At 60.5% G+C, this 19,585-nt stretch carries 16 protein-coding genes and 3 pseudogenes; 14 read left to right on the top strand and 5 right to left on the bottom strand.

The genetic code is table 11. The annotated features are described in order from the left end of the window. Positions 1 to 7 precede the first annotated feature (7 nt). Positions 8 to 778, top strand: coding sequence for an ATP-binding cassette domain-containing protein (locus G8E10_RS13055; RefSeq protein WP_167129544.1), 771 nt, complete (start codon positions 8 to 10; stop codon positions 776 to 778). Between the two features lie 209 nt (positions 779 to 987). Here G8E10_RS13055 and G8E10_RS13050 read toward each other — a convergent pair whose 3' ends face one another. Further along, complete coding sequence (locus G8E10_RS13050; RefSeq protein ID WP_167129542.1) at positions 988 to 2,949, bottom strand: putative bifunctional diguanylate cyclase/phosphodiesterase; 1,962 nt, start codon at positions 2,947 to 2,949, stop codon at positions 988 to 990. Positions 2,950 to 3,146: 197 nt separating this feature from the next. On the opposite strand from G8E10_RS13050, the gene G8E10_RS13045 reads away from it, so the two are divergent. The 13 genes and pseudogenes from G8E10_RS13045 to G8E10_RS12985 all read left to right on the top strand — a co-directional run bounded on the left by G8E10_RS13045 (position 3,147) and on the right by G8E10_RS12985 (position 15,070). After that, positions 3,147 to 3,671, top strand: coding sequence for a sulfatase/phosphatase domain-containing protein (locus tag G8E10_RS13045; protein ID WP_167129539.1), 525 nt, complete (start codon positions 3,147 to 3,149; stop codon positions 3,669 to 3,671). A gap of 179 nt (positions 3,672 to 3,850) precedes the next feature. Beyond that, positions 3,851 to 4,210, top strand: a complete 360-nt coding sequence (locus tag G8E10_RS13040; protein ID WP_167129536.1) for an ArsR/SmtB family transcription factor — start codon at positions 3,851 to 3,853, stop codon at positions 4,208 to 4,210. After that, positions 4,207 to 4,734, top strand: coding sequence for an arsenate reductase/protein-tyrosine-phosphatase family protein (locus tag G8E10_RS13035; RefSeq protein WP_167129532.1), 528 nt, complete (start codon positions 4,207 to 4,209; stop codon positions 4,732 to 4,734). The genes G8E10_RS13040 and G8E10_RS13035 overlap by 4 nt, the downstream gene beginning before the upstream one ends. Continuing rightward, positions 4,734 to 5,774: an ACR3 family arsenite efflux transporter gene (gene arsB / locus G8E10_RS13030; RefSeq protein WP_167129528.1), complete on the top strand. Its 1,041-nt coding sequence runs from the start codon at positions 4,734 to 4,736 to the stop codon at positions 5,772 to 5,774. The genes G8E10_RS13035 and arsB overlap by 1 nt, the downstream gene beginning before the upstream one ends. A gap of 15 nt (positions 5,775 to 5,789) precedes the next feature. Further along, a pseudogene (locus tag G8E10_RS13025) lies at positions 5,790 to 6,050 on the top strand (ArsC/Spx/MgsR family protein); the annotation flags it as partial. A 348-nt stretch (positions 6,051 to 6,398) separates the two neighbouring features. Further along, positions 6,399 to 7,577, top strand: coding sequence for a transporter substrate-binding protein (locus G8E10_RS13020; RefSeq protein WP_167129526.1), 1,179 nt, complete (start codon positions 6,399 to 6,401; stop codon positions 7,575 to 7,577). Beyond that, complete coding sequence (locus tag G8E10_RS13015) at positions 7,574 to 8,164, top strand: ANTAR domain-containing response regulator (RefSeq protein ID WP_110802206.1); 591 nt, start codon at positions 7,574 to 7,576, stop codon at positions 8,162 to 8,164. The genes G8E10_RS13020 and G8E10_RS13015 overlap by 4 nt, the downstream gene beginning before the upstream one ends. Positions 8,165 to 8,166: 2 nt before the next feature. After that, positions 8,167 to 9,081: a proline iminopeptidase-family hydrolase gene (locus tag G8E10_RS13010; protein WP_245423287.1), complete on the top strand. Its 915-nt coding sequence runs from the start codon at positions 8,167 to 8,169 to the stop codon at positions 9,079 to 9,081. Between the two features lie 66 nt (positions 9,082 to 9,147). Further along, positions 9,148 to 10,845 (top strand): ABC transporter substrate-binding protein, encoded by a 1,698-nt coding sequence (locus tag G8E10_RS13005; protein WP_245423288.1) that lies wholly within the window; start codon positions 9,148 to 9,150, stop codon positions 10,843 to 10,845. A gap of 99 nt (positions 10,846 to 10,944) precedes the next feature. Further along, a complete protein-coding gene (locus G8E10_RS13000) occupies positions 10,945 to 11,994 on the top strand; it encodes an ABC transporter permease (protein WP_245507172.1) in 1,050 nt (349 codons plus the stop codon). Between the two features lie 10 nt (positions 11,995 to 12,004). Beyond that, positions 12,005 to 12,976 (top strand): ABC transporter permease, encoded by a 972-nt coding sequence (locus G8E10_RS12995; protein WP_167129524.1) that lies wholly within the window; start codon positions 12,005 to 12,007, stop codon positions 12,974 to 12,976. Between the two features lie 4 nt (positions 12,977 to 12,980). Continuing rightward, positions 12,981 to 14,006, top strand: coding sequence for an ABC transporter ATP-binding protein (locus G8E10_RS12990; protein ID WP_167129520.1), 1,026 nt, complete (start codon positions 12,981 to 12,983; stop codon positions 14,004 to 14,006). 107 nt (positions 14,007 to 14,113) lie between these two features. Continuing rightward, positions 14,114 to 15,070: an ABC transporter ATP-binding protein gene (locus G8E10_RS12985; RefSeq protein WP_132664670.1), complete on the top strand. Its 957-nt coding sequence runs from the start codon at positions 14,114 to 14,116 to the stop codon at positions 15,068 to 15,070. Between the two features lie 334 nt (positions 15,071 to 15,404). Here G8E10_RS12985 and G8E10_RS25960 read toward each other — a convergent pair. The 4 genes and pseudogenes from G8E10_RS25960 to G8E10_RS25955 form a co-directional block, all read right to left on the bottom strand. Further along, positions 15,405 to 16,754, bottom strand: a pseudogene (locus tag G8E10_RS25960) (thymidine phosphorylase). 42 nt (positions 16,755 to 16,796) lie between these two features. Further along, a complete protein-coding gene (locus G8E10_RS12970; protein WP_167129508.1) occupies positions 16,797 to 18,320 on the bottom strand; it encodes an amidohydrolase family protein in 1,524 nt (507 codons plus the stop codon). Positions 18,321 to 18,388: 68 nt separating this feature from the next. Then, the gene (locus tag G8E10_RS12965) at positions 18,389 to 18,832 is read right to left on the bottom strand and encodes a VOC family protein (RefSeq protein WP_167129506.1); all 444 of its coding nucleotides are present in this window, start codon (positions 18,830 to 18,832) and stop codon (positions 18,389 to 18,391) included. 340 nt (positions 18,833 to 19,172) lie between these two features. After that, positions 19,173 to 19,376: pseudogene (locus G8E10_RS25955) on the bottom strand (transposase); the annotation flags it as partial. Positions 19,377 to 19,585 lie beyond the last annotated feature (209 nt).

Genomic DNA, 19,585 nt, shown 5'->3' with positions numbered 1-19,585 from the left:
ATGTGACATGAATTTCAAGCTGGCGGGCGTTACTCTGCGCATGGGCGACAGGACGCTTCTTGATACCTTTTCGCTCGATTTGCCGAAAGGAACAACGATCGGGCTTATCGGCCATAATGGCTCCGGCAAATCGACTTTGCTGAAGATCCTGGCCAATCAGGTCAGACCGAGCGCGGGCAGGGTCCTGTTTCAGGGAAAACCCTTACACGATTGGGGCGCGCGTCGATTGGCACGCAAGATCGCCTACCTGCCGCAGCACATCCCGGCGACATCGGGCCTGCTTGTCAGGGAGTTGGTCGCCCTCGGTCGATACCCTTGGCATGGTGCACTTGGACGTTTCGGAGCGATTGACCGTGACAAGGTCGCCGACGCAGTAGCGCTGACCGATATTGGTTCGTTGACTGATAGGCTGGTCGATACGCTGTCGGGCGGCGAGCGTCAGCGTGTTTGGCTCGCGATGCTGGTCGCGCAAGATGCGGAGTGTTTGTTGCTTGACGAGCCAACCTCGGCGCTCGACATCTCCCATCAGATCGACGTCCTTTCCCTTGTGCAAAAGCTCTCGAAAGACAGAGGACTTTCCGTCGTGCTGGTCTTGCACGACGTCAATATGGCTGCCCGGTTCTGCGACGAAATTATCGCCCTGCATTCTGGTAAGATTGTTGTGCGTGGAGCGCCGGAAGGGATCATGACGCCCAAACAATTGCAGTTCATCTACGGGCTTCCGATGGAGGTGATGATCCATCCCACCACCGGGCATGCAATTGCTGTAGCGTCATAGTGAGCGGGGCAAGCGCCGGCTTTTCGCCCATATCGCGATGCCCGCATGGGCCAAAAATACCAGGCCCTAGTTCGCGCCGCATCTCGGCGATCGTGACACTTGCAATGTTAAACTTTGCCACGATCCCGCGCACCGAGTTCGTTGAAACGCGGCATCTCTCCTCGTTTCGACACGAGCGGCAGGTCTTCACTTCGCTATCGGGCAGTTTCTCATTTTACCCGACAATGCTCGATAGCCTGCTGAAGGGAGCCCGGCCGTCCGAGGTGGTATCCCTGCATGGTACTGCAGCCTAATGATTGCAGCATGACCTTTACGTCTTCAGTTTCCACACCTTCTGCCACGACGTCTATTTCAAGCGAGCGGCCAAGATTGATAATGGCTTGCACCATCACCCGATCGGCCGCAGAAGCCATCAGGTCGGTGACAAAGGACCTGTCGATCTTGATGCGGTCCACCTGTAGGTTTCGTAAGGACGATAGTGAGGAATAGCCTACGCCGAAATCGTCTATAGCAAGACGAACCCCAGCCTGTCGCAACACGGCGAGTTTACCTTGGACCGCACGTGTGTCCATGGCTGTCTCCTCCGTGATCTCGATTTCCAGCATGGAGCTTGGAACGTTCCATTGTTTCAGGGCTTGAGACACAAAATCGTCGATCGGCAGGCGTGACATTTCGCGCGGGGACACATTGATGGCCACCCAAAGTTCGTTTTGCCCAAGCCCCCTGAGTTTCTCGATCAGAACACCTGACTGCCTCAGGATAAATTGGATGAGAACTTCCGACAAGCCGAGAACCGCGGCGATTTCAACGATATCTCCTGGTGGGACGGGTCCGTGTTTGGCGTGATCCCAGCGCAGCAACGCCTCGAAATTGGTGAGGCGGTGACCGCCCTGGCCCATAATGGGCTGGAACACCATGTACAATTGCTCAGTTGCCAAAGCCCTGGGCAGGTCTCGCTCAATGTCGCGCTTCATTTTCAAACGGTTATCAAGCTGTTCATCGAATATGTAATGTCGGTTGCGGCCAGCGCTTTTGGCGGCGTAGAGAGCACTATCGGCACAGATCATCATCTCGGAAAAGCCGCTGCGATCCCGAGTTTGGTGAATACCGATACTGACGCCGACACGACCGGCGTCGAAGCCCTTAAAGGGCTGTCCAATGGCCGCTATCAACTGATCGGCGATTTGGTCGGGTCTGGCCCTGTCAGCCTCCGGATCGAACACGACGGCGAACTCATCACCTCCCAGCCTGGCGATGGTGAAGCTGTTGGGCAGTGTATCTCGTAGCCGCCATGCGACCTCTATCAGCACTTCATCGCCGGCAAGGTGGCCGAACACATCGTTGACGGATTTGAAACCGTCGAGATCAAGGATCATCAGGCACATCGATTTATGCGGACCTAAATTAAGTGCCTCCACTTCGCTAGCAAAACCTGCGCGATTGAGGAGCCCCGTCAACGTATCGTGGACGGCGCGACGGTGCATTTCTTCGGCAAGCTCTGCAGTGCGCACGTTGGCCTGAGTAAGCGATCCTGCCAAAGCCGTCGCTTCGTTTTTCCGTCGGCTGCCTTCATAGAAGAGGGCATGGCTTTCACGGGCGGAGCGGATCAAGGCACCGAGGTACAGGAATGTTGCGAGGGCCAGACCAATACGATCGATCCCGCCAGCATAGACCAGGCACCCCGCCATAACCAGTAGTGGCGTCAGAATGAAAGCCGTGGGAATGGTCGCATAGGCGTTGCCATGGGTGACTGCGCCCGCTGTGATTCCGCATATGACGACGAGGTAGAAAGTGGATTGTGGTGATGTATACCATTCGCATAGAAGTGGCATCATTGCCCAAATCAGCCCGGAAATGAATGCCAGAACCGCAGCGATCTGAAGGTGGCGCTTCACGGAAAGTCTACTGAGCCATGCCAACAAGCCCGTAGCGGGTGCGCCGGGTAGGGGGGAAAGGCAAAGTGCAATCCGCAAACCATTGATAATTAAGGTTCCGAGAAACCAGATAACACCGGGAAAGACGTGGCCGTAGAATATTGTCACGACCATGATGATCGTGGCGAGGGCGATATTGATAGGTATAGAAATCAGCACGCTGCGCCGGACAGCATTGAGTTGATCGGCACTAATAAGCTGCTTGAGATACGCCAGATTTTCCGTAGCCGCACTCATGCTGACGCCTAACCGTTACCATCGTATCGTGAACATAGTTAGCAAATGTGAGCATTGTTTTAAAGGACATCTCCGGTCATCACCGAGACCTGGGGGATGGAGAGGTCGCAGTTTGGCCGCCGATGGAAATCGCGACCACGTCCAGGTGACTGACAGTTTCAACAACCATGGAAGCATGGTGTGGAACGTCGCCATCCATGCGGGTCTTGACGATTGCGCTTGCAACCATTTCCATTCCTATTCGGAACGGACCTGATAGATTATACAGCGAAAACAGGGTAGTTGCCGCGATGCCTGTCACACCGGCGCTGGTCGCCTCAGCGGGACTTCCCGTCCCCGGAAATGCGGACGGTCGCAGCTTTCTCGCTTTCTGCATCGGCGAGGTTCCGTCCCGTTGGCGAGACGAGGCGCATTGGAGCTACGACTTCCGCGACTTCATTTCGAAGCGCTTCGAGACTGCATTTTCGCTTCCCTCGGATCGCTGCAATCTGCAGGTCGTACGACCCACAACCTTGAAGTACGTTCATTTCGCCGGAATGCCGCCCGTTCTTTTCGACCTGTCCGACGATCCCGGCGAGATGGTCAACCGTGCCACCGACCCTGCGTGCCGGTCTCTCTTGAATGAAGGTCTCGACCGCCTCCTGACCTGGAGGATGTGTCATGAGGACGAGTCTTTAGCCCGGTTCATGGCAAAGGACGGCGTTCTCCATTCGGACAGCTGACCGCCACAGCCTCGACAGGACATAAAACACGTCGCGCAAAAGTGTGCAGCGGTTCTGCGACCACGACATGCGAAAAAACAAGGACCTAAAGCGTCTTCGGCGAGTCTAAAAGATCGCGACACGCTTTTGCGCGAAGTGGAGACGTTTGACATGAGCCATATATCCGGTAATCTGGATTTATGGAATCAAATAACGCTATTGAAGTGCTTGCCGCCCTCGCCCAATCCACCCGCCTAGACACCTTTCGGCTGCTCGTCCGTCACGAACCGGAGGGCGTGCCTGCTGGTGAACTCGCCCGCTTGCTCTGCGTGCCGCAGAACACCATATCTGCGCACCTTGCGATCCTGTCGCGTGCCGGCCTGATTAAAGGCGAGCGCCACAGCCGCTCGATCATCTACCGCGCCGAGATTGACACGCTCCGCGACCTGACCCTCTACCTGATCAAGGACTGCTGCGGCGGCAGCGCCGAACTGTGCGCGCCCCTGATTACTGCTCTCACCCCCTGCAGCGCCCCGTCCGCTCCGGAGAACCTGCAATGACCACCGACCGCGTCTATAACGTGCTGTTCCTGTGCGCTGGCAATTCCGTCCGCTCGATCCTCGCCGAGTCTATCCTCAACAGCGAAGGGAAGGGGCGCTTCAGGGCCTATTCGGGAGGGGGCCAGCCCGAAGGGCAGGTACACCCGCCGGCCCTCGATAGATTGCGCGCCCTCGGTTACAAGTCCACGGATTTCCGCTCGAAGACCTGGGATGAATTTGCCGCACCCGGCGCCCGGCATGGATTTCTTCTTCACGGTCTGAAACAACGCTTCCGGCGGAGCCTGCCGGTGTTGCTCGGTGATCCGATGACCCCTCACTGGGGTGTCGAGGATCCGGCCGCCGTCGAAGGCACCGAGATGGAGAAGGGTCAGGCATTCTCCAAGGCCGCGCGCTTTTTCAAGAACCGTATTTCCGCGTTTCTGGGCCTACCGCTGACCTCGGTCGACAAGGTGGCGCTGGAAACCCGCCTGCGCGAGATCGGCAACCTGGAAGGCAGCACCTTCCCGCAAGGTCAGGTCGTCTGATGTCAACGTTCGAGCGTTACCTGACCCTTTGGGTCGCCCTCTGCATCGTCGTTGGCATCGGCCTCGGGCACCTGATGCCGGGCGTATTCCAGGCCATCGGTGCGGCTGAAGTCGCCAAGGTCAACCTGCCGGTGGCGGTACTGATCTGGCTGATGATCATCCCGATGCTACTAAAGATCGATTTTGCTGCTTTGGCTCAAGTCAGCCGCTACTGGCGTGGCATCGGCGTCACCTTGTTCATCAATTGGGCGGTCAAGCCATTCTCCATGGCGCTGCTTGGCTGGTTCTTCATCGGCTGGCTGTTCCGGCCGTACATGCCGGAAACGCAGATCGACAGCTATATCGCCGGCTTGATCATCCTCGCCGCGGCGCCCTGCACGGCCATGGTGTTCGTCTGGTCGAACCTCACCAAGGGCGAGCCGCATTTCACGCTGAGTCAGGTGGCGCTGAACGACGCGATCATGGTGGTGGCGTTTGCCCCAATCGTCGCCCTCCTGCTCGGCCTGTCTGCTATCACCGTGCCTTGGGATACACTGATCCTCTCGGTGCTGCTCTACATCGTGCTCCCGGTGATCGTGGCTCAGGTCGTGCGCCGCAACACCGATGTCGAACGCATGGCCGGTCGCCTGCAACCCGTCTCGCTGGTGGCGCTGCTTACCACCCTTGTACTGTTGTTCGGCTTCCAGGGTGAGCAGATCATTGCGCAACCGACCGTCATCGCACTCCTGGCCGTGCCGATCCTCATCCAAGTCTACTTCAACTCAGGTCTCGCCTATCTGCTGAACCGCGTGAGCGGCGAGGAGCATTGTGTGGCAGGACCCTCGGCGCTGATCGGGGCCTCGAATTTCTTCGAGCTGGCCGTGGCGGCCGCCATCAGCCTGTTCGGGTTCACTTCCGGCGCGGCCCTTGCCACCGTTGTCGGTGTGCTGGTCGAGGTGCCGGTGATGCTGTCGGTGGTTTGGATCGTCAACGGCAGCAAGGGCTGGTACGAGCGCGGGGCTGCCGTCCGCACCCATGCCGCTACCATCAAAAAGGTCTGAGGCCATGGATGCCTCATCTATCACAACCCCGCTTGCGGCACGTCGCGCAACACGCTGGAGCTGATCCGCAATGCCGGGATCGAACCCACGGTCATCGACTATGTGAAGCATCCGCCGTCGAAAACGACGCCTGCCACGATGATCTCTGAAGCAGGCCTTACCGTGCGAGAGGCGATCCACGAGAAGGGTACGCCCTATGCCGAACTTGGTCTCGACAATCCGGATCTTTCCGACGACCAACTGCTCGACGCCATGCTGAAGGTCCCGCTCCTGATCGCAGGCTTCCCCTCCATAGGCTTTTGGCCGCTCACGTCGGGCCTGCATACGCATCTCTCGTGGCTGAGTGTCCATGTTGAGACTTGAGGCGGGGCGTGCCTCTACTTCGAAGCTTCGGCCGCGACTATCCGGTCGAAATGCCATAAAGCGATAGGAAGGGCAGCGGGCTGAGTAAAAAATGAGCAAAAAATATGTTTGACTAAAATCGATGCTTGCCTTAGCGTTGCGTCAACAAATGGCGTTTTACGCCGCTGGCAATTAAGCCCCGAACACCGCTCGACGCGGTTCGGGGCTTTTTTTGTTTTCAGCGGTCTTGATGCGAATGTTGGGACGTAAACCGTAGCACGCTTGGATGAAGAAAGGAGCTTCCTGCGAATGTCTCTGAATGTCGTGCCGGTATCCATCCTTTATTCGACCACCGGTCCTTATGCGGCTGTCGGTCGCGAAGCGGTGAGCGGAGCAATGGCAGCGGTCGCAGAGATCAATTCAGATCCCGCCTATGGCTTCACGATTGCCGCCAAGATCGACGATCCTGGCGGTCGGGCAGAGGCATATGCCGGTCTCGGGCAGTGCGCAATCCGCGATTACCGTTGTCGACACATCATCGGCACGCTCACGTCGTGGAGCCGCAAAGATCTGCTGCCGGTCGTGGAGCGTAACGGAGCGCTTCTGTGGTACGCGTTTCCCTATGAAGGCTATGAGGCGAGCGACAGCGTTGTCTATCTCGGCCCATGTCCGAACCAGCACCTGCTGCCTTTGTTTGACTATGTTCTGCCGCGCTATGGTCGCCAGCCATTTATCGTCGGCTCGAACTACATCTGGGGCTGGGAGATCAGTCGCATCGCCCGGGAAATCACCGAGGCTTCCGGAGGTCAGGTCGTTTCGGATCGGTACGTACCGCTCGGCTCCACAGAGGTCGATCATCTCGTCACGGAAATCCAGCAGAAGAAGCCGGACTTCATTTTCAGCAATCTGGTCGGCCAATCGGCAACCGCCTTCATTGAGGCTTACGGCGCCTTTCGCAAAAACCAGCCTGATGCACCACCGATTGTTGCCTGCAATCTGTCGGAGAGCGATCTCGATGGTCTAAGCCCCGAGGCGAGATGCGGCCACGTTACGACCTCGATCTATTTCGATCGGCTGGAAACGCCTGAAAATAAAGCCTTCAAGGCGCGTATGGCCGCGCGTCAGGGTGCTGGCCGGATGATCTCAACACCCTTCATGTCGGCGTATATGGCGATGTCGATCCTTGCTCGGTCAATTGCCGATGCCGGGTCGGATGCACCAGAGGCCGTACGAAGCATCGCGACATCCAGGCTGTTCGACACGCCCGTAGGGCCGATCGGGATCGATCCCCGCACCCATCACGCGGCATTCCGGCCGCATCTGGGTCTATCAGACGAAGACGGTGGTTTTACCCTGCTCCAGAGTGCCAACGAGGTCATCTCGGCCGATCCCTATCTCGTCCGCTCCTTGATGAAGAGGGTGGCCGCCCCCCATCCGGTAACGCTGAAGGTGGTCAAATGACGCGCCGGAACAGACCCCCTCTCGCGCAATGGCGCGCCGTCATCCTGCATCGCGATCATCCTTCGGTGGATGCCCTGCGGCGCCAGCTTGAGCTCCTGCAGATCAGGGTCACGGTCTGCTGGCCGCATCTCGACGAAGCCCAGGCTGTGGCCGACGTCGTGTTCTTCGATGCCGACATGGGACATGACGGTCAATTCCCATGGCCGCGGGGATTTGCGCCTATGCCGATGATTGCCTTGATCGGATCGGAAGCGCCGGGACGGATCGAATGGGCACTGGACCAGGGCTCCAACGCGCATCTGCTCAAACCCATCGGCTCGACCGGTGCCTACAGCGCGCTCCTCATCGCATCCCACGCCTACGAGCAGGTTCGCGCACAGGCAGACAATATTCGCGTGCTCGAAGACCGACTGCGCCAGCGCCCGATCGTCGTGCGGGCCATCTTGCATCTGCTCCAGAACGAAGGCGGCGGCGAGGCCGCGGCATGGAAGCGCCTGCGCTCCGTTGCCATGGACTGGGGCATGACCATCGAAGATGCGGCCGAGGCCATCTGCCGCAATGACAAACACACCCGCAGCGGTGCCTGAACATGGATAGAGAGAGGGATACGATGGAGATCATCGAAGGTTTTGCACCCTATGGCGAATACCAGACCTGGTATCGGGTCACCGGCGATCTGTCGTCGCCCAAGCCGCCTTTGATCGTCGCGCATGGCGGCCCCGGCTGCACGCATGACTATGTCGACAGCTTCAAGGACATCGCCGCCACCGGCCGCGCCGTCATTCACTACGATCAGGTGGGCAACGGGCAATCGACGCATCTCCCGGACAAGGGTGGGGACTTCTGGACCGTCCCCTTCTTCAAGGCGGAACTCCACAACCTCATCGACCATCTCGGCATCCGCCAGGCCTATTGCCTGCTCGGGCAGTCCTGGGGCGGCATGCTGGGTGCGGAATTTGCCGTCGACCGGCCGGAAGGCCTCAAGGCCCTGATCGTCGCCAATTCGCCGGCCTCCATGCACACCTGGATCTCGGAGGCCAACCGCCTGCGCCGGGAGCTGCCGGAGGACGTGCAGGAAACCCTTCTCAAGCACGAGCGTGCGGAAACGACGGACAGCGCGGATTATACCGCAGCGACCGATGTCTTCAACCAGCGTCATGTCTGCCGCGTCGTGCCCATGCCGCCGGAGGTCCAGCGCACATTCGATGCGATCGCTGCGGACCCGACCGTCTACCACACCATGAACGGCCCCAACGAGTTCCACGTCATCGGCACCATGAAGGACTGGTCGATTGTCGGCCGTCTCGCGACCATTTCCGTGCCGACGCTTCTTATTTCTGGCCGCTTCGACGAGGCGACGGAAGCCTGCGTCCAGCCCTATGCCGATGAGATCCCGGACGTCCGCTGGACCATCTTCGAGCAGTCGAGCCACATGCCGCATGTGGAGGAACGGGAAGACTGCATGGCCGTGGTGGGCGCCTTCCTCGCGGAAACGGCACCCTGACGATCCAGCCACGAGCATAAAGACGCATGACAACGCCAAAACCATAACAACAAGGGAACGACGATCATGACCATTCGCCTGAAACAGCTGACACGACACGCGGGCACCATGCTCGCGACCTGCCTTCTCGCCCAGACGGCGCTCGGCGGTGCCGCGCAGGCGCAGGATCGCGCAGCCCTTATGAGCGAGCATCGCGGCGGCACCATCACGCTCGCCGCCGTCTCCGCCGCCGGCACCGTGGATCCGATGATCAACTACACGGCCCAGTTCTGGCAGATATTCCAGATGACCTATGACGGTCTCGTGAAGTTCAAGCAGGCGGCCGGCACCGATGGCTTCGACATCGTGCCATCGATCGCGGAGGCCCTGCCGGAGCCCACCAATGACGGCAAGACCTATGTTTTCAAGATCCGCAAAGGCATCAAGTTCTCGAACGGCAAGGACGTCACCCCCGCCGACGTCGTCGCCTCGTTCCAGCGCATCTTCAAGATCAAGGGGCCGACGACGGGCAGCTTCTACAACGGCATCGTCGGGGCCGATGCCTGCATCGCGACGCCGGAAAGCTGCACGCTGGAAGGCGGTGTGACGGGTGACGACACGGCTGGAACGGTGACGATCAACCTCGTTGCACCGGACGCCGAGATCTTCTCGAAGCTCGCTGTGCCCCACGCCTCGATCCTGCCGGCCGACGCACCGCTGGCCGACGCCGGCACCACGCCCATCCCCGGCACCGGCGCCTACATGATCGCCAGCTACGACCCGAACGCCGAAATGGTGCTGAAGCGCAACCCTTCCTTCAAGGAATGGAGCGTCGATGCGCAGCCGGACGGCTATGCCGACGAGGTGGTCTACAAGTTCGGCCTGACCGAGGAAGCGGCGATCAACGCCATCATCAACGGGCAGATCGACTGGATGTTCGACACGCCGCCCTCCGACCGCCTGCCGGAGATCGGCGCAAAATATGCAAGCCAGGTGCATATCGATCCGCTGGCCGCCTTCTGGTATGCGCCGATGAACACCAACCTTGCCCCCTTCGACAATGTGAAGGTGCGCCAGGCGGTCAACTATGCGCTGGATCGCGATGCGCTCGTCGGCCTCTTCGGCGGCGACGTGCTCGCCCAGCCGGTCTGCCAGATCCTGCCGCCGGACTTCCCCGGCCACGTTGATAGCTGCCTCTATACCAAGGCGCCCGGCGAAAGCTGGTCCGAGCCGGACATGGAGAAGGCGCAGGCGCTGGTGGACGAGAGCGGCACCAAGGGCCAGAAGGTCACGATCATTGCCGAGGACAACGCGGTCGCCCGCGGCATCGGCACCTATATCGCCAGCGTCCTCACCGAACTCGGCTACGACGCGTCGATGAAGGCGATCTCGCCAAACATCCAGTTCACCTATATCCAGAACACCAACAATAATGTCCAGATCAGCGTCAGCCAGTGGTACCAGGATTATCCCGCTGCCTCCAACTTCCTGAATGTGCTCCTGTCCTGCAGCTCGTTCAACAAGGGCTCGGACGCATCCGTCAACATTGCCGGTTACTGCAACACGGAACTGGACGCGAAGATGAAGCAGGCGATGACCACGGCGCTGACCGACCAGGACGCCGCCAACGTCCTCTGGGCAGACGTCGACAAGGGCTTCATGGAGCAGGCGCCGCTGGCCCCGCTCTTCACGCCGAAGAGCGTGAACTTCACCTCCGCCCGCCTCGGGAACTACGTGTTCAACAAGCAGAACCGCTGGAACATCGCCCAGTCCTGGGTGAAGTAGAAAAGCCCAGCGGCGTGCGGCCCTAAAGGCTCCACGCCGCTGGACGGTCCCGTCAAGACTTCAGCGGTCCCCGATCGCCAGACGCCTGCAGGAGGTGCCATGAGCATCCCGTCCGACATCGCCTCCCCCGACGCCTTCATTCCCGATATGCCGGACGAAACTGCGGGCAAGCGGGTGGGAGCAAGCCCGTGGCGCCGGGCCTGGCTGCTGATGCGGCGCGACAAGCCGACGGTCCTTGCCGCCATCGTGCTCGTCCTCATCGTGGTCTCCAGCCTGTCGGCGCCGCTCTATGCGGGCTATGTCGCCGCGAGCGACCCGTTCCGATCGAACCTTTCAGCGCGCATCACGGTCGACGGCAAGCGGGTCAAGGTCATGCAGGCCTCCACGGAAGGTCTCGGCCTTGGCGTCACCCCGATCGGCCCGACCTACGGCGCACAATACTTCCTCGGCGCGGACACGCAGGGACGCGACGTAGCCGCGCGGCTTCTCTATGGCGGGCGGAATTCGCTGCTGATCGCGACATCCGCGACGGTCATCTGTCTCGTGCTGGCGGCCGTCATCGGCATTACCGCCGGCTTCTTCGGCGGCATCACCGACCAGATCCTCTCGCGCATCCTCGATATCCTCTGGGCCTTTCCGGTCTATCTCCTCGCCATATCGCTCTCCATCGTTCTTCTGTCGCACGGCATCGTCATCGGGCCGATCGAGATCACCGGGGACAGCCTCCTGCTGCCCATCGTCATCATCGGCATCATCTACGTCCCCTATGTCGCGCGCCCCGTGCGCGGCCGCGTCATGGCGCTGAAGAAGAGCGAGTTCGTGCTGGCGGCCAAGGGCCTCGGCATCCCCGCCTGGCGCATCCTCGTCAACGATATCCTGCCCAACGTGTCCACCATGCTGATCGTCTTCGTGCCGTTGATGATGGCGCTGAACATCATCACGGAATCCTCGCTTTCCTTCCTGTCGATCGGGGTACAGGCGCCGGATGCTAGCTGGGGTACGATCATCCAGGATGGACAGACGCTGCTCTACACCCGTCCTGCCGTGGCGCTGGCGCCCGGCATCGCCATCGCACTCACCGTCCTGTCTCTGAACGTGCTGGGTGACAGCATCCGCGATGCGCTCGATCCGCGCACGAAACTGGTCTGAGGGAACGCCGATGATCTTTGCCGTTCTCCAGCGCCTCGGCCAGATGCTCTTCGTTATGATCGGCATCTCCGCGCTCGTCTTCCTCATCTTCTTCGCCACGCCGGGGTCCGATCCGGCTGCGCGTCTCGCCGGTCGCAATGCGTCTCCCGAAACGGTTGAAGCCATCCGCAAGGACTTCGGCTTCGACCGGCCGCTGCCTGTCCAGTACGTCATCATGATGAACCGCCTGTTCGTCACGCAGGACCTGACGTCCTTCGTCAACCGGGGCATGCGCGTCGTGCCGGCCGTCGCGCAGGCGGCGCCCGTCACCCTGTCGCTGGTGGCCGGTGCCGCCGTGCTTTGGGTCATCGGCGGCATCTTCGTCGGCGTCGTCGCGGCCTTGTCGCGCGATACGCTGCTCGACCGCGGGCTGATGGTGCTGGCGCTGATCGGTGTTTCCATGCCGGTCTACTGGCTGGGCGAGGTCATGAACCTCATGACCCAGAGCCGCTTCCATGACACGGTTTTCTTCTCCTGGGTTCCCTCGCTCGGCTACAAGCCTCTGCTGACCGACCCCTGGGGCTGGTTCAAGACGCTCATCATTCCGTGGTTCACGCTCGCGGCGCTCTATATCGGCATCTACGGCCGTGTGCTGCGTGCCAATCTGGTGGAGGCCTACCAGGAGGACTTCATCCGCACCGCGCGCGCCAAGGGCTTGAGCCCCACGCGGGTCATGGTCCGCCATGCGCTGCGCACCTCGCTCATCCCTTTCGTCACCATGTTCGGTCTCGATTTCGGCGTGCTCGTCGGCGGCTCGGCGCTGCTGACGGAGGTCGTGTTCGGGCTGAACGGCGTGGGACGGCTGACCTACCAGGCGCTTCTTAATCTCGACCTGCCCATGGTGCTCGGCACGGTCATGTATGCCTCGTTCTTCGTGGTGGTCGCCAATGCGCTGGTCGATGTCGTCTATGTCCTCATCGATCCGCGCGTCCGGGAGAGCTGAAGCCATGACCGCAGCGGAAAAACCCATCCTTCTCGACGTCAACGGCCTGACCGTTTCCTTTGCCACCGACCGCGGCATGGTGAAGGCCGTCCGCGACGTCTCCTTTTCGGTGCGTGAGGGGGAGATCCTCTCGATCGTCGGCGAATCCGGCTCCGGCAAGTCCGTGACCCTGCTCTCGCTGCTCGGCCTCCACGACCGCAAGACGACCCGCGTTGACGGCATGGTCGCCTTCCGCGGGCGCGGCATTCTCGATCTCAACCCGAGCGAACTGCGCCGCATCCGCGGCAGGGAGATCGGCCTGATCTCGCAGGACCCGATGACGGCGCTTAACCCCGTCTATACGATCGGCTGGCAGATTGCCGAACAGATCCGCGCCCACGAGGCGATCTCCGCCCGGGCTGCGAAGAAGCGGGCGGTCGAGCTCTTGGGCGAGGTTGGTCTCTCCAATCCGCAGGAAGCCGTCGACCGTTATCCCCACCAGCTTTCGGGCGGCATGCGGCAGCGTGCCGTGATCGCCATGGCGCTCTCCTGCAATCCGGCGCTCCTAGTGGCCGACGAGCCGACCACGGCGCTCGACGTCACGGTGCAGGCGCAGGTGCTCGATCTCCTGCTGCGCCTGCGCAAGGATTTTGGCTCGGCCATCATCCTCATCACCCACGACATGGGCGTTGTCTCCGAAGTCGCCGACCGCGTCGCCGTCATGTATGCCGGGCGCATCGTCGAGCGCGGAGAGACGGAGGCGATGTTCAAAAGCCCGCTCCACCCTTACAGCTGGGGCCTGATGGGCTCGATTCCGCCTTTGACCGGCCCGCGTCTCGCCCGGCTGAAATCCATTCCCGGCATGCCGCCGACGCCCGACAGGATTGGTGAAGGGTGCGGGTTTGCACCCCGTTGCGCCTTTGCCAGACCCGCCTGCCTGGAGCGGCCGCCGTTGCGCATGATCGGCACACAGGCTGCCCTTTGCATTCTGGAAGAGCCGGAGCGAAGCGCGCTCCGGCGCACCGTCCTGTCGCCTGAGGAATTCGCATGACGCCGTCCATCCCTTCGAACGTTGCGTCCCGGACAACAGGTCTGTCCGCGCCCGACACCTCGATACACGGCACTGGCGAAACGTGCCTTTCGCCTCGGGTACCGCTGATGTCGGCACGGTCGCTTGTCAAGACCTTCACCGTCGGGCGGACGTTCAGACCTGGTTCCGGGCGCACGCTTCACGCCGTGGACGGCATCAGCCTTGATGTCTTTCCGGCGGAGACGCTCGGCCTCGTTGGCGAATCCGGCAGCGGCAAATCGACGCTCGGCCGCTGTCTCACCCGGCTCTACGACATCGACGGAGGCACGCTCAGCTTCGAGGGTTCTGATATCACCAAGGCGGATACGCGGGCGCTGAAGCCGGTACGCCGCAAGGTCCAGATGATCTTCCAGGACCCCTCGGCCTCGCTCAATCCGCGCCGACGGGTGCGCGATGTGCTTGCCGAAGTACTGAAGGTTCACCGCATCCGCGAGGGCGCCGGCATCGAGGAGCGGCTCGGCGAACTCATGGACCTCGTGGGCCTGCGCCAGGAATATCTCGATCGCTACCCGCATGAGTTCTCGGGTGGCCAACGCCAGCGCATCGGTATCGCCCGGGCACTTGCGGTGGAGCCGACGCTGATCGTGGCCGACGAGCCGGTATCGGCGCTCGATGTCTCGGTGCAGGCGCAGATCGTCAATCTGTTCAGCGAGCTGAGGGAAAAGCTGGACCTGACCTACGTCTTCATCGCTCACGATCTGGCCGTTGTGCGCCAGGTGTCTACCCGCGTGGCCGTTATGTATCTTGGCTCCATCGTCGAAACGGGCGAGACCGATGCACTCTATGCACGCCCTAGCCACCCCTACACGCAAGCCTTGTTATCTGCGATTCCACAGCCGCATAACCGGAGCCGGCGAGGGCGGATCCTGCTCACCGGTGAAATCCCGAGCCCGCTTGACCCGCCTGCAGGCTGCAAGTTTTCAACCCGGTGCCCACACGCGCAGGCCGTCTGTCGAGAGGTTCGCCCACCGCTGACAGCCATATCGAATGAACGCTCCGTCGCCTGCCATTTTCCGCTGGCTTGATGCGCATCAACGCGTAGCTTCCTGCCGAACAGGGCTTCGAACTCCTGGCAATGTTCTTGATGGATCTCTCGCGATAATGGACGCGGTACTGAAGCGTCCCGTACCCGTCACCATTCCGGTCTATTTACAGTGCGGATAAGGAATTTTTAGGCTTAGAAGAGGCGTTAAAGCTGTCCCCTGCATTCAGCACCTCGCATCGCATCCTCCCAGTAGATGATCTGTGGGGTCGAACAGCTTAAGGGAGAAGGCTCCTTTCAACATTCTCATGAACCATAGTGTCGATCTGGATCGCCGTTTCGTATTGGTTCAAGAGCAAGTGGGCAAGCGATCTAAATCAGTCGGTGCTGAGCCGCGATCGAATGACGGGCAGAGGCTCCGCTGGCGTAACACTGCACTCGACCGCGGCAGTGAGTGCCTCGGAGCACCGCTCCCATGCGTCTTCGGATGGCGCGTGTAGGATGCAAAAAGGATGAGTGGCATCCATCGTGGAGCCGACCGATGCGAAGGAAGACGCTCCCACCGTGTGATCGATATCATCCTGAGGGCGCGTGCGACCGACACCGATGCCAAGCAGCGCGATGCCGATCGCATAGCAATCCATTTGGCTAACAAATCCTGTCTTTTCCAGATAGACCGGACGGATGACAGGGGCATCCCTTATGTACCTCTCGGGAAGATCGACGAGATCGGCCGGGCCCCCGAAAGCCAAGACCATGCGCGCAAAGCGGTCTTTGGCCGATCCGTCTTCGAGGTGCTGCCACGCGATTCCGCGAGCGGTCTCCAAGTTACCGGCAAGGCCTCCCATGACGAGCGTCTCGGAAACGAGCGCAAGAACGGCTTCCAGCAACCTGGGCTCCCGGTATTCGCCCGTTAGGAAGCGTACCACTTCACGTATCTGCAAACCGCTGCCGACGCTATCTCCCAGGACCTGGGTGAGATCGCTGATGAGGGCGGTCATCGGCACCCCTGCGCCGCGTGCGACATCCAGGAGGCCCTCGGCCAATTCTACGGCGCGGGCTTCCGTCTTCATGAAGGCACCCGACCCGAACGGAACGGTCATCACCAGGCCGTTGATACCGGCCGCCAGTTTCTTCGACATGATCGAGCCCGTGATGAGCGGTATGCTCTACACCGTCGCGCAGACGTCACGAGCATAGAAGATCGGCTTATCGGCCGGAGCAAGATCCGGTGTCGGCGCGATGATGGCGCAGCCTATATCCTTGACAATATTCATGAAAGCCGCGGTGGTCGGTACGGTGTCATATCCCGGAATGGCTTCCAGCAGATCGATTTCACCGCCGGTATGTCCAAGACCTCGCGCGGAAATCATCGGCATGCGGATCCCGCAGGCGGCGACCAGAGGTGCTACGATCAGACTGACCTTTTCGTCGCCGACACCGCCGCTGGAATGCTTGTCGATGATCGTGGGCCCCTCAAGGCCGACCGTTGCCCAATCGATCACCCGACCGCTATCGCGCATGGCAAGTGTGTAGTCGATCCGTTCCTGTCTGGACATGCCATTGAGATAGACCGCCATCGTGAAGGCACCGATCTGCGCCTGACTCACCGCGCCGCTGACCGTGCCATCGACAAATTGTTTCAGGTCCCGCTGATCGAGGGTTTCACCATCGCGTTTCCTGCGAATGACTTCCTGAGGCAGGAATGGCCGTGATGCCACAGACATCTGATATCCTTTCGATCAGCTGGTGATGAGATTGCTCGTTTCTCAGTTGCGCCGCCAGAAAGGCATATCGCCCGCATAGCGGTTCATGCCGACATCGACGAGTGACGCGCGTCTGTGGATTTCGGCAAACCATGGCTCAAAAATCCGATTCCTTCTCTCGACCTCTCCATGCTCGGCCAGAAGTTCCGGGACGGTTTCGCGAATTTCCTGAAAAATGGCTGCCTCGTCGATCGTCACCAGCTTGCGGTCGCGAACGACGACTTCGCCGGCAACCATCACCAATTTGATTGAGGAGCCATTTTCACTGAAGACGATCTGGCGCTCGGCATCGTTGAACGGTTGAAACGCGTAGGTGTCGAGATCCAGCATGATGATATCGGCTGCCTTGCCCGGCTCCAGCGAACCGGTGACATGATCGAGAAGGGCTGTGCGAGCGCCACCGAGCGTCGCGGCATGCAGGATTTCGTTCGCCGTCAGCCACTCCTCAGGATCGGGCCCGCTAACGCCATGGATAAGGGCTGCCGTGCGCATGACGTCGAGAATCCGAGCCGTATCGTTGGAACAGACACCATCGGTTCCCAAGCCGACGGTCACGCCGGCCTCGAGCAGCCTTCGGATCGGCGCGATCCCGGCTCCGAGCTTCTGGTTGGAGACGGCATTATGCGCGACCGAGCACCGGGCAGCGCCCATCAGCTCGATGTCCGCGTCGTTGACCCAGACGGAATGGGCGATCGTCGTATGGCGATCCAGGGCGCCGAGATCGTGCAAGTGACGGATCAGGCTCTTTCCATAGAGCAGCTGACCGGTCACGGCCTGGGTCTTGGTTTCCACGACGTGCGTGTGGAACGGCACGGATTTGTCTCGCGCCAGCGCATGGCAGGCCTGGATGAGATCCGGCGTGCAACGCTGCGGCGCAGAGGGCGCGATCATGAACTGCAAGCGCCCGGCGCGGCCATGCAATGTGGAGAATATCTCTTTGCAAAAGGCAATGTACTCGTCGGTTCGAATCTGCGGGTTGCCGTCGAGAAGCCGTTGCAGTTCGAGCGGCACGATCTCGCGGGCGAAAGGCAGAGCGTCCAGCGTTGGTATGTTCATCACCGCGCTGGAGATGTTTGCTCTGATGCCGCTGGCTTCGTAGGCGGAGAACACGGTGGCCAGCCGCTCGACATCATGGCCCGGCACATCAAAAAAGTCGTCGCTCAGGGTCGTCACGCCACTCCTCAGGGATTCCATCGCAAGGAGGAGAGTTCTCAGATAGAGCAGGCGCGGCGATATCTGTGTGCCGACAAGCAGCGGATAGGCATAGAGCAGCCAGACCTCAAGCGGCATGCGTTCGTAGCGGCCGCGAAAGAATGTTTCGCTGGAATGGGTATGGGCGTTGATCAGACCCGGCATGATCAACTTTCCGGCAGCCTCGATGATCACCATATCCGGGGTCGGTATCACGGTGGTTCCGACCGAAATGATCCTGCCATCCCTGACGAGGACATCACCGCTTAGCGTCGCGCCATTGCTGCCGGGGGCCATGGTCAAAATCAGGGCGTTTCGAAACAGTGTTTCCGTCATGGACATGGTCTCCGGATGCTCGGGAGAGGCTTGCGTTGTTCGGCGGCGATGACGACGGGCAGCCGACGCTAGATGGTCGAGATCGCTTCCGGAACCCGACCGGGTGCTCCGCCTTCCAGCCATGCATAGAGCGCCCAAATCTCTCCATCGGGGCCGGTAAAATATGCGCCACGGGCGTTCCAGGGATAGTCGGCAGGAGGTCCCGTGAAGGTGACGCCTTTAGCGATCAACTCCTGATATGTTGCCTCGACATCGTCGCAGCGGTCGAGCTTGATGGCGATCAGGACGCTTGCCGGACGATCCTGTGTAACGGCGACGCCTGCATGGCGTCCGATATGGGCACTCTCCCAGAGTGCCAGGGTCACGCCCGCGCCGGTGAAATCGGCAAAGCCCTCGGCGCGGTGCTTGAGAGCGAAACCGGACTTGTCCCGATAAAAACCAACGGAAGTCTCGACGTCGCGCACCAGCAGGCAAACGTCCGTGATGGCATGGCGTTGGGCAAAGGGTAGCATCGGTACGTCCTCAATAATCTCGAAGTTCGGCAAAGCCGTTTGCGGTCTTCGCGCCGCCGCGCAACCGTCCGCTGACCCAGACGCCGACGATGGTTGCCAGATAGGGAAGCGCCAGAAGCAGGTCATGGGGGACAGCGTCGCCGAAGACGATCTGGGCGCGAATCCCGAGCGCGCCGACGACGCTGAAGAACAGGGCTGCCAAGGCCGAGCCGATGGGATGAGCAGCACCGAAGACGACGGCGGCAAAAGCCATGAAGCCGCGACCGGCGGTCATGTTCTGCGCAAAGATCTGCAGACTGCCCGCCGAAAGCTCGGCGCCGCCGATCGCGCAGAGGAGGCGGCTCCAACGGATGAAGCGATTGTAGAGCGTCTTGTGCGGGCCGTAGTCCTTCGGCGCATCCTTCAACTGCAGCCCGTTGCGGATCACATAGACGATCCCGCTCACCACCCGCCGGTCATCGACCCGCGGCACACCATGCGCCAAGGGAAAGAACGGCGAGATCCGAGCCATCTGACGCTCGCTCAGCAAAAACAAATCACTTATCACGGCCTCCTCAATGGAGACTGTGAATCACATCTCAAATCAGATTAATAGGTCCTGAGCCTAGGGTCCGGACCCAATAATTGGTTTCCTTGCACATTTCGACGTGATTCAATCGCCTGAGCAAGGAGGCGATTTCATGTCTGATTTCTTTTGGTTTTCCGATGCGCAGTGGGAGCGAATAGAGCCGCTTTTACCGACAGATGTGCGAG

The sequence above is a fragment of the Ferranicluibacter rubi genome, assembly GCF_011603255.1.
Taxonomy (GTDB): Bacteria; Pseudomonadota; Alphaproteobacteria; order Rhizobiales; family Rhizobiaceae; genus Ferranicluibacter; species Ferranicluibacter rubi.
This window is presented reverse-complemented; position numbering and strand designations above follow the sequence as displayed.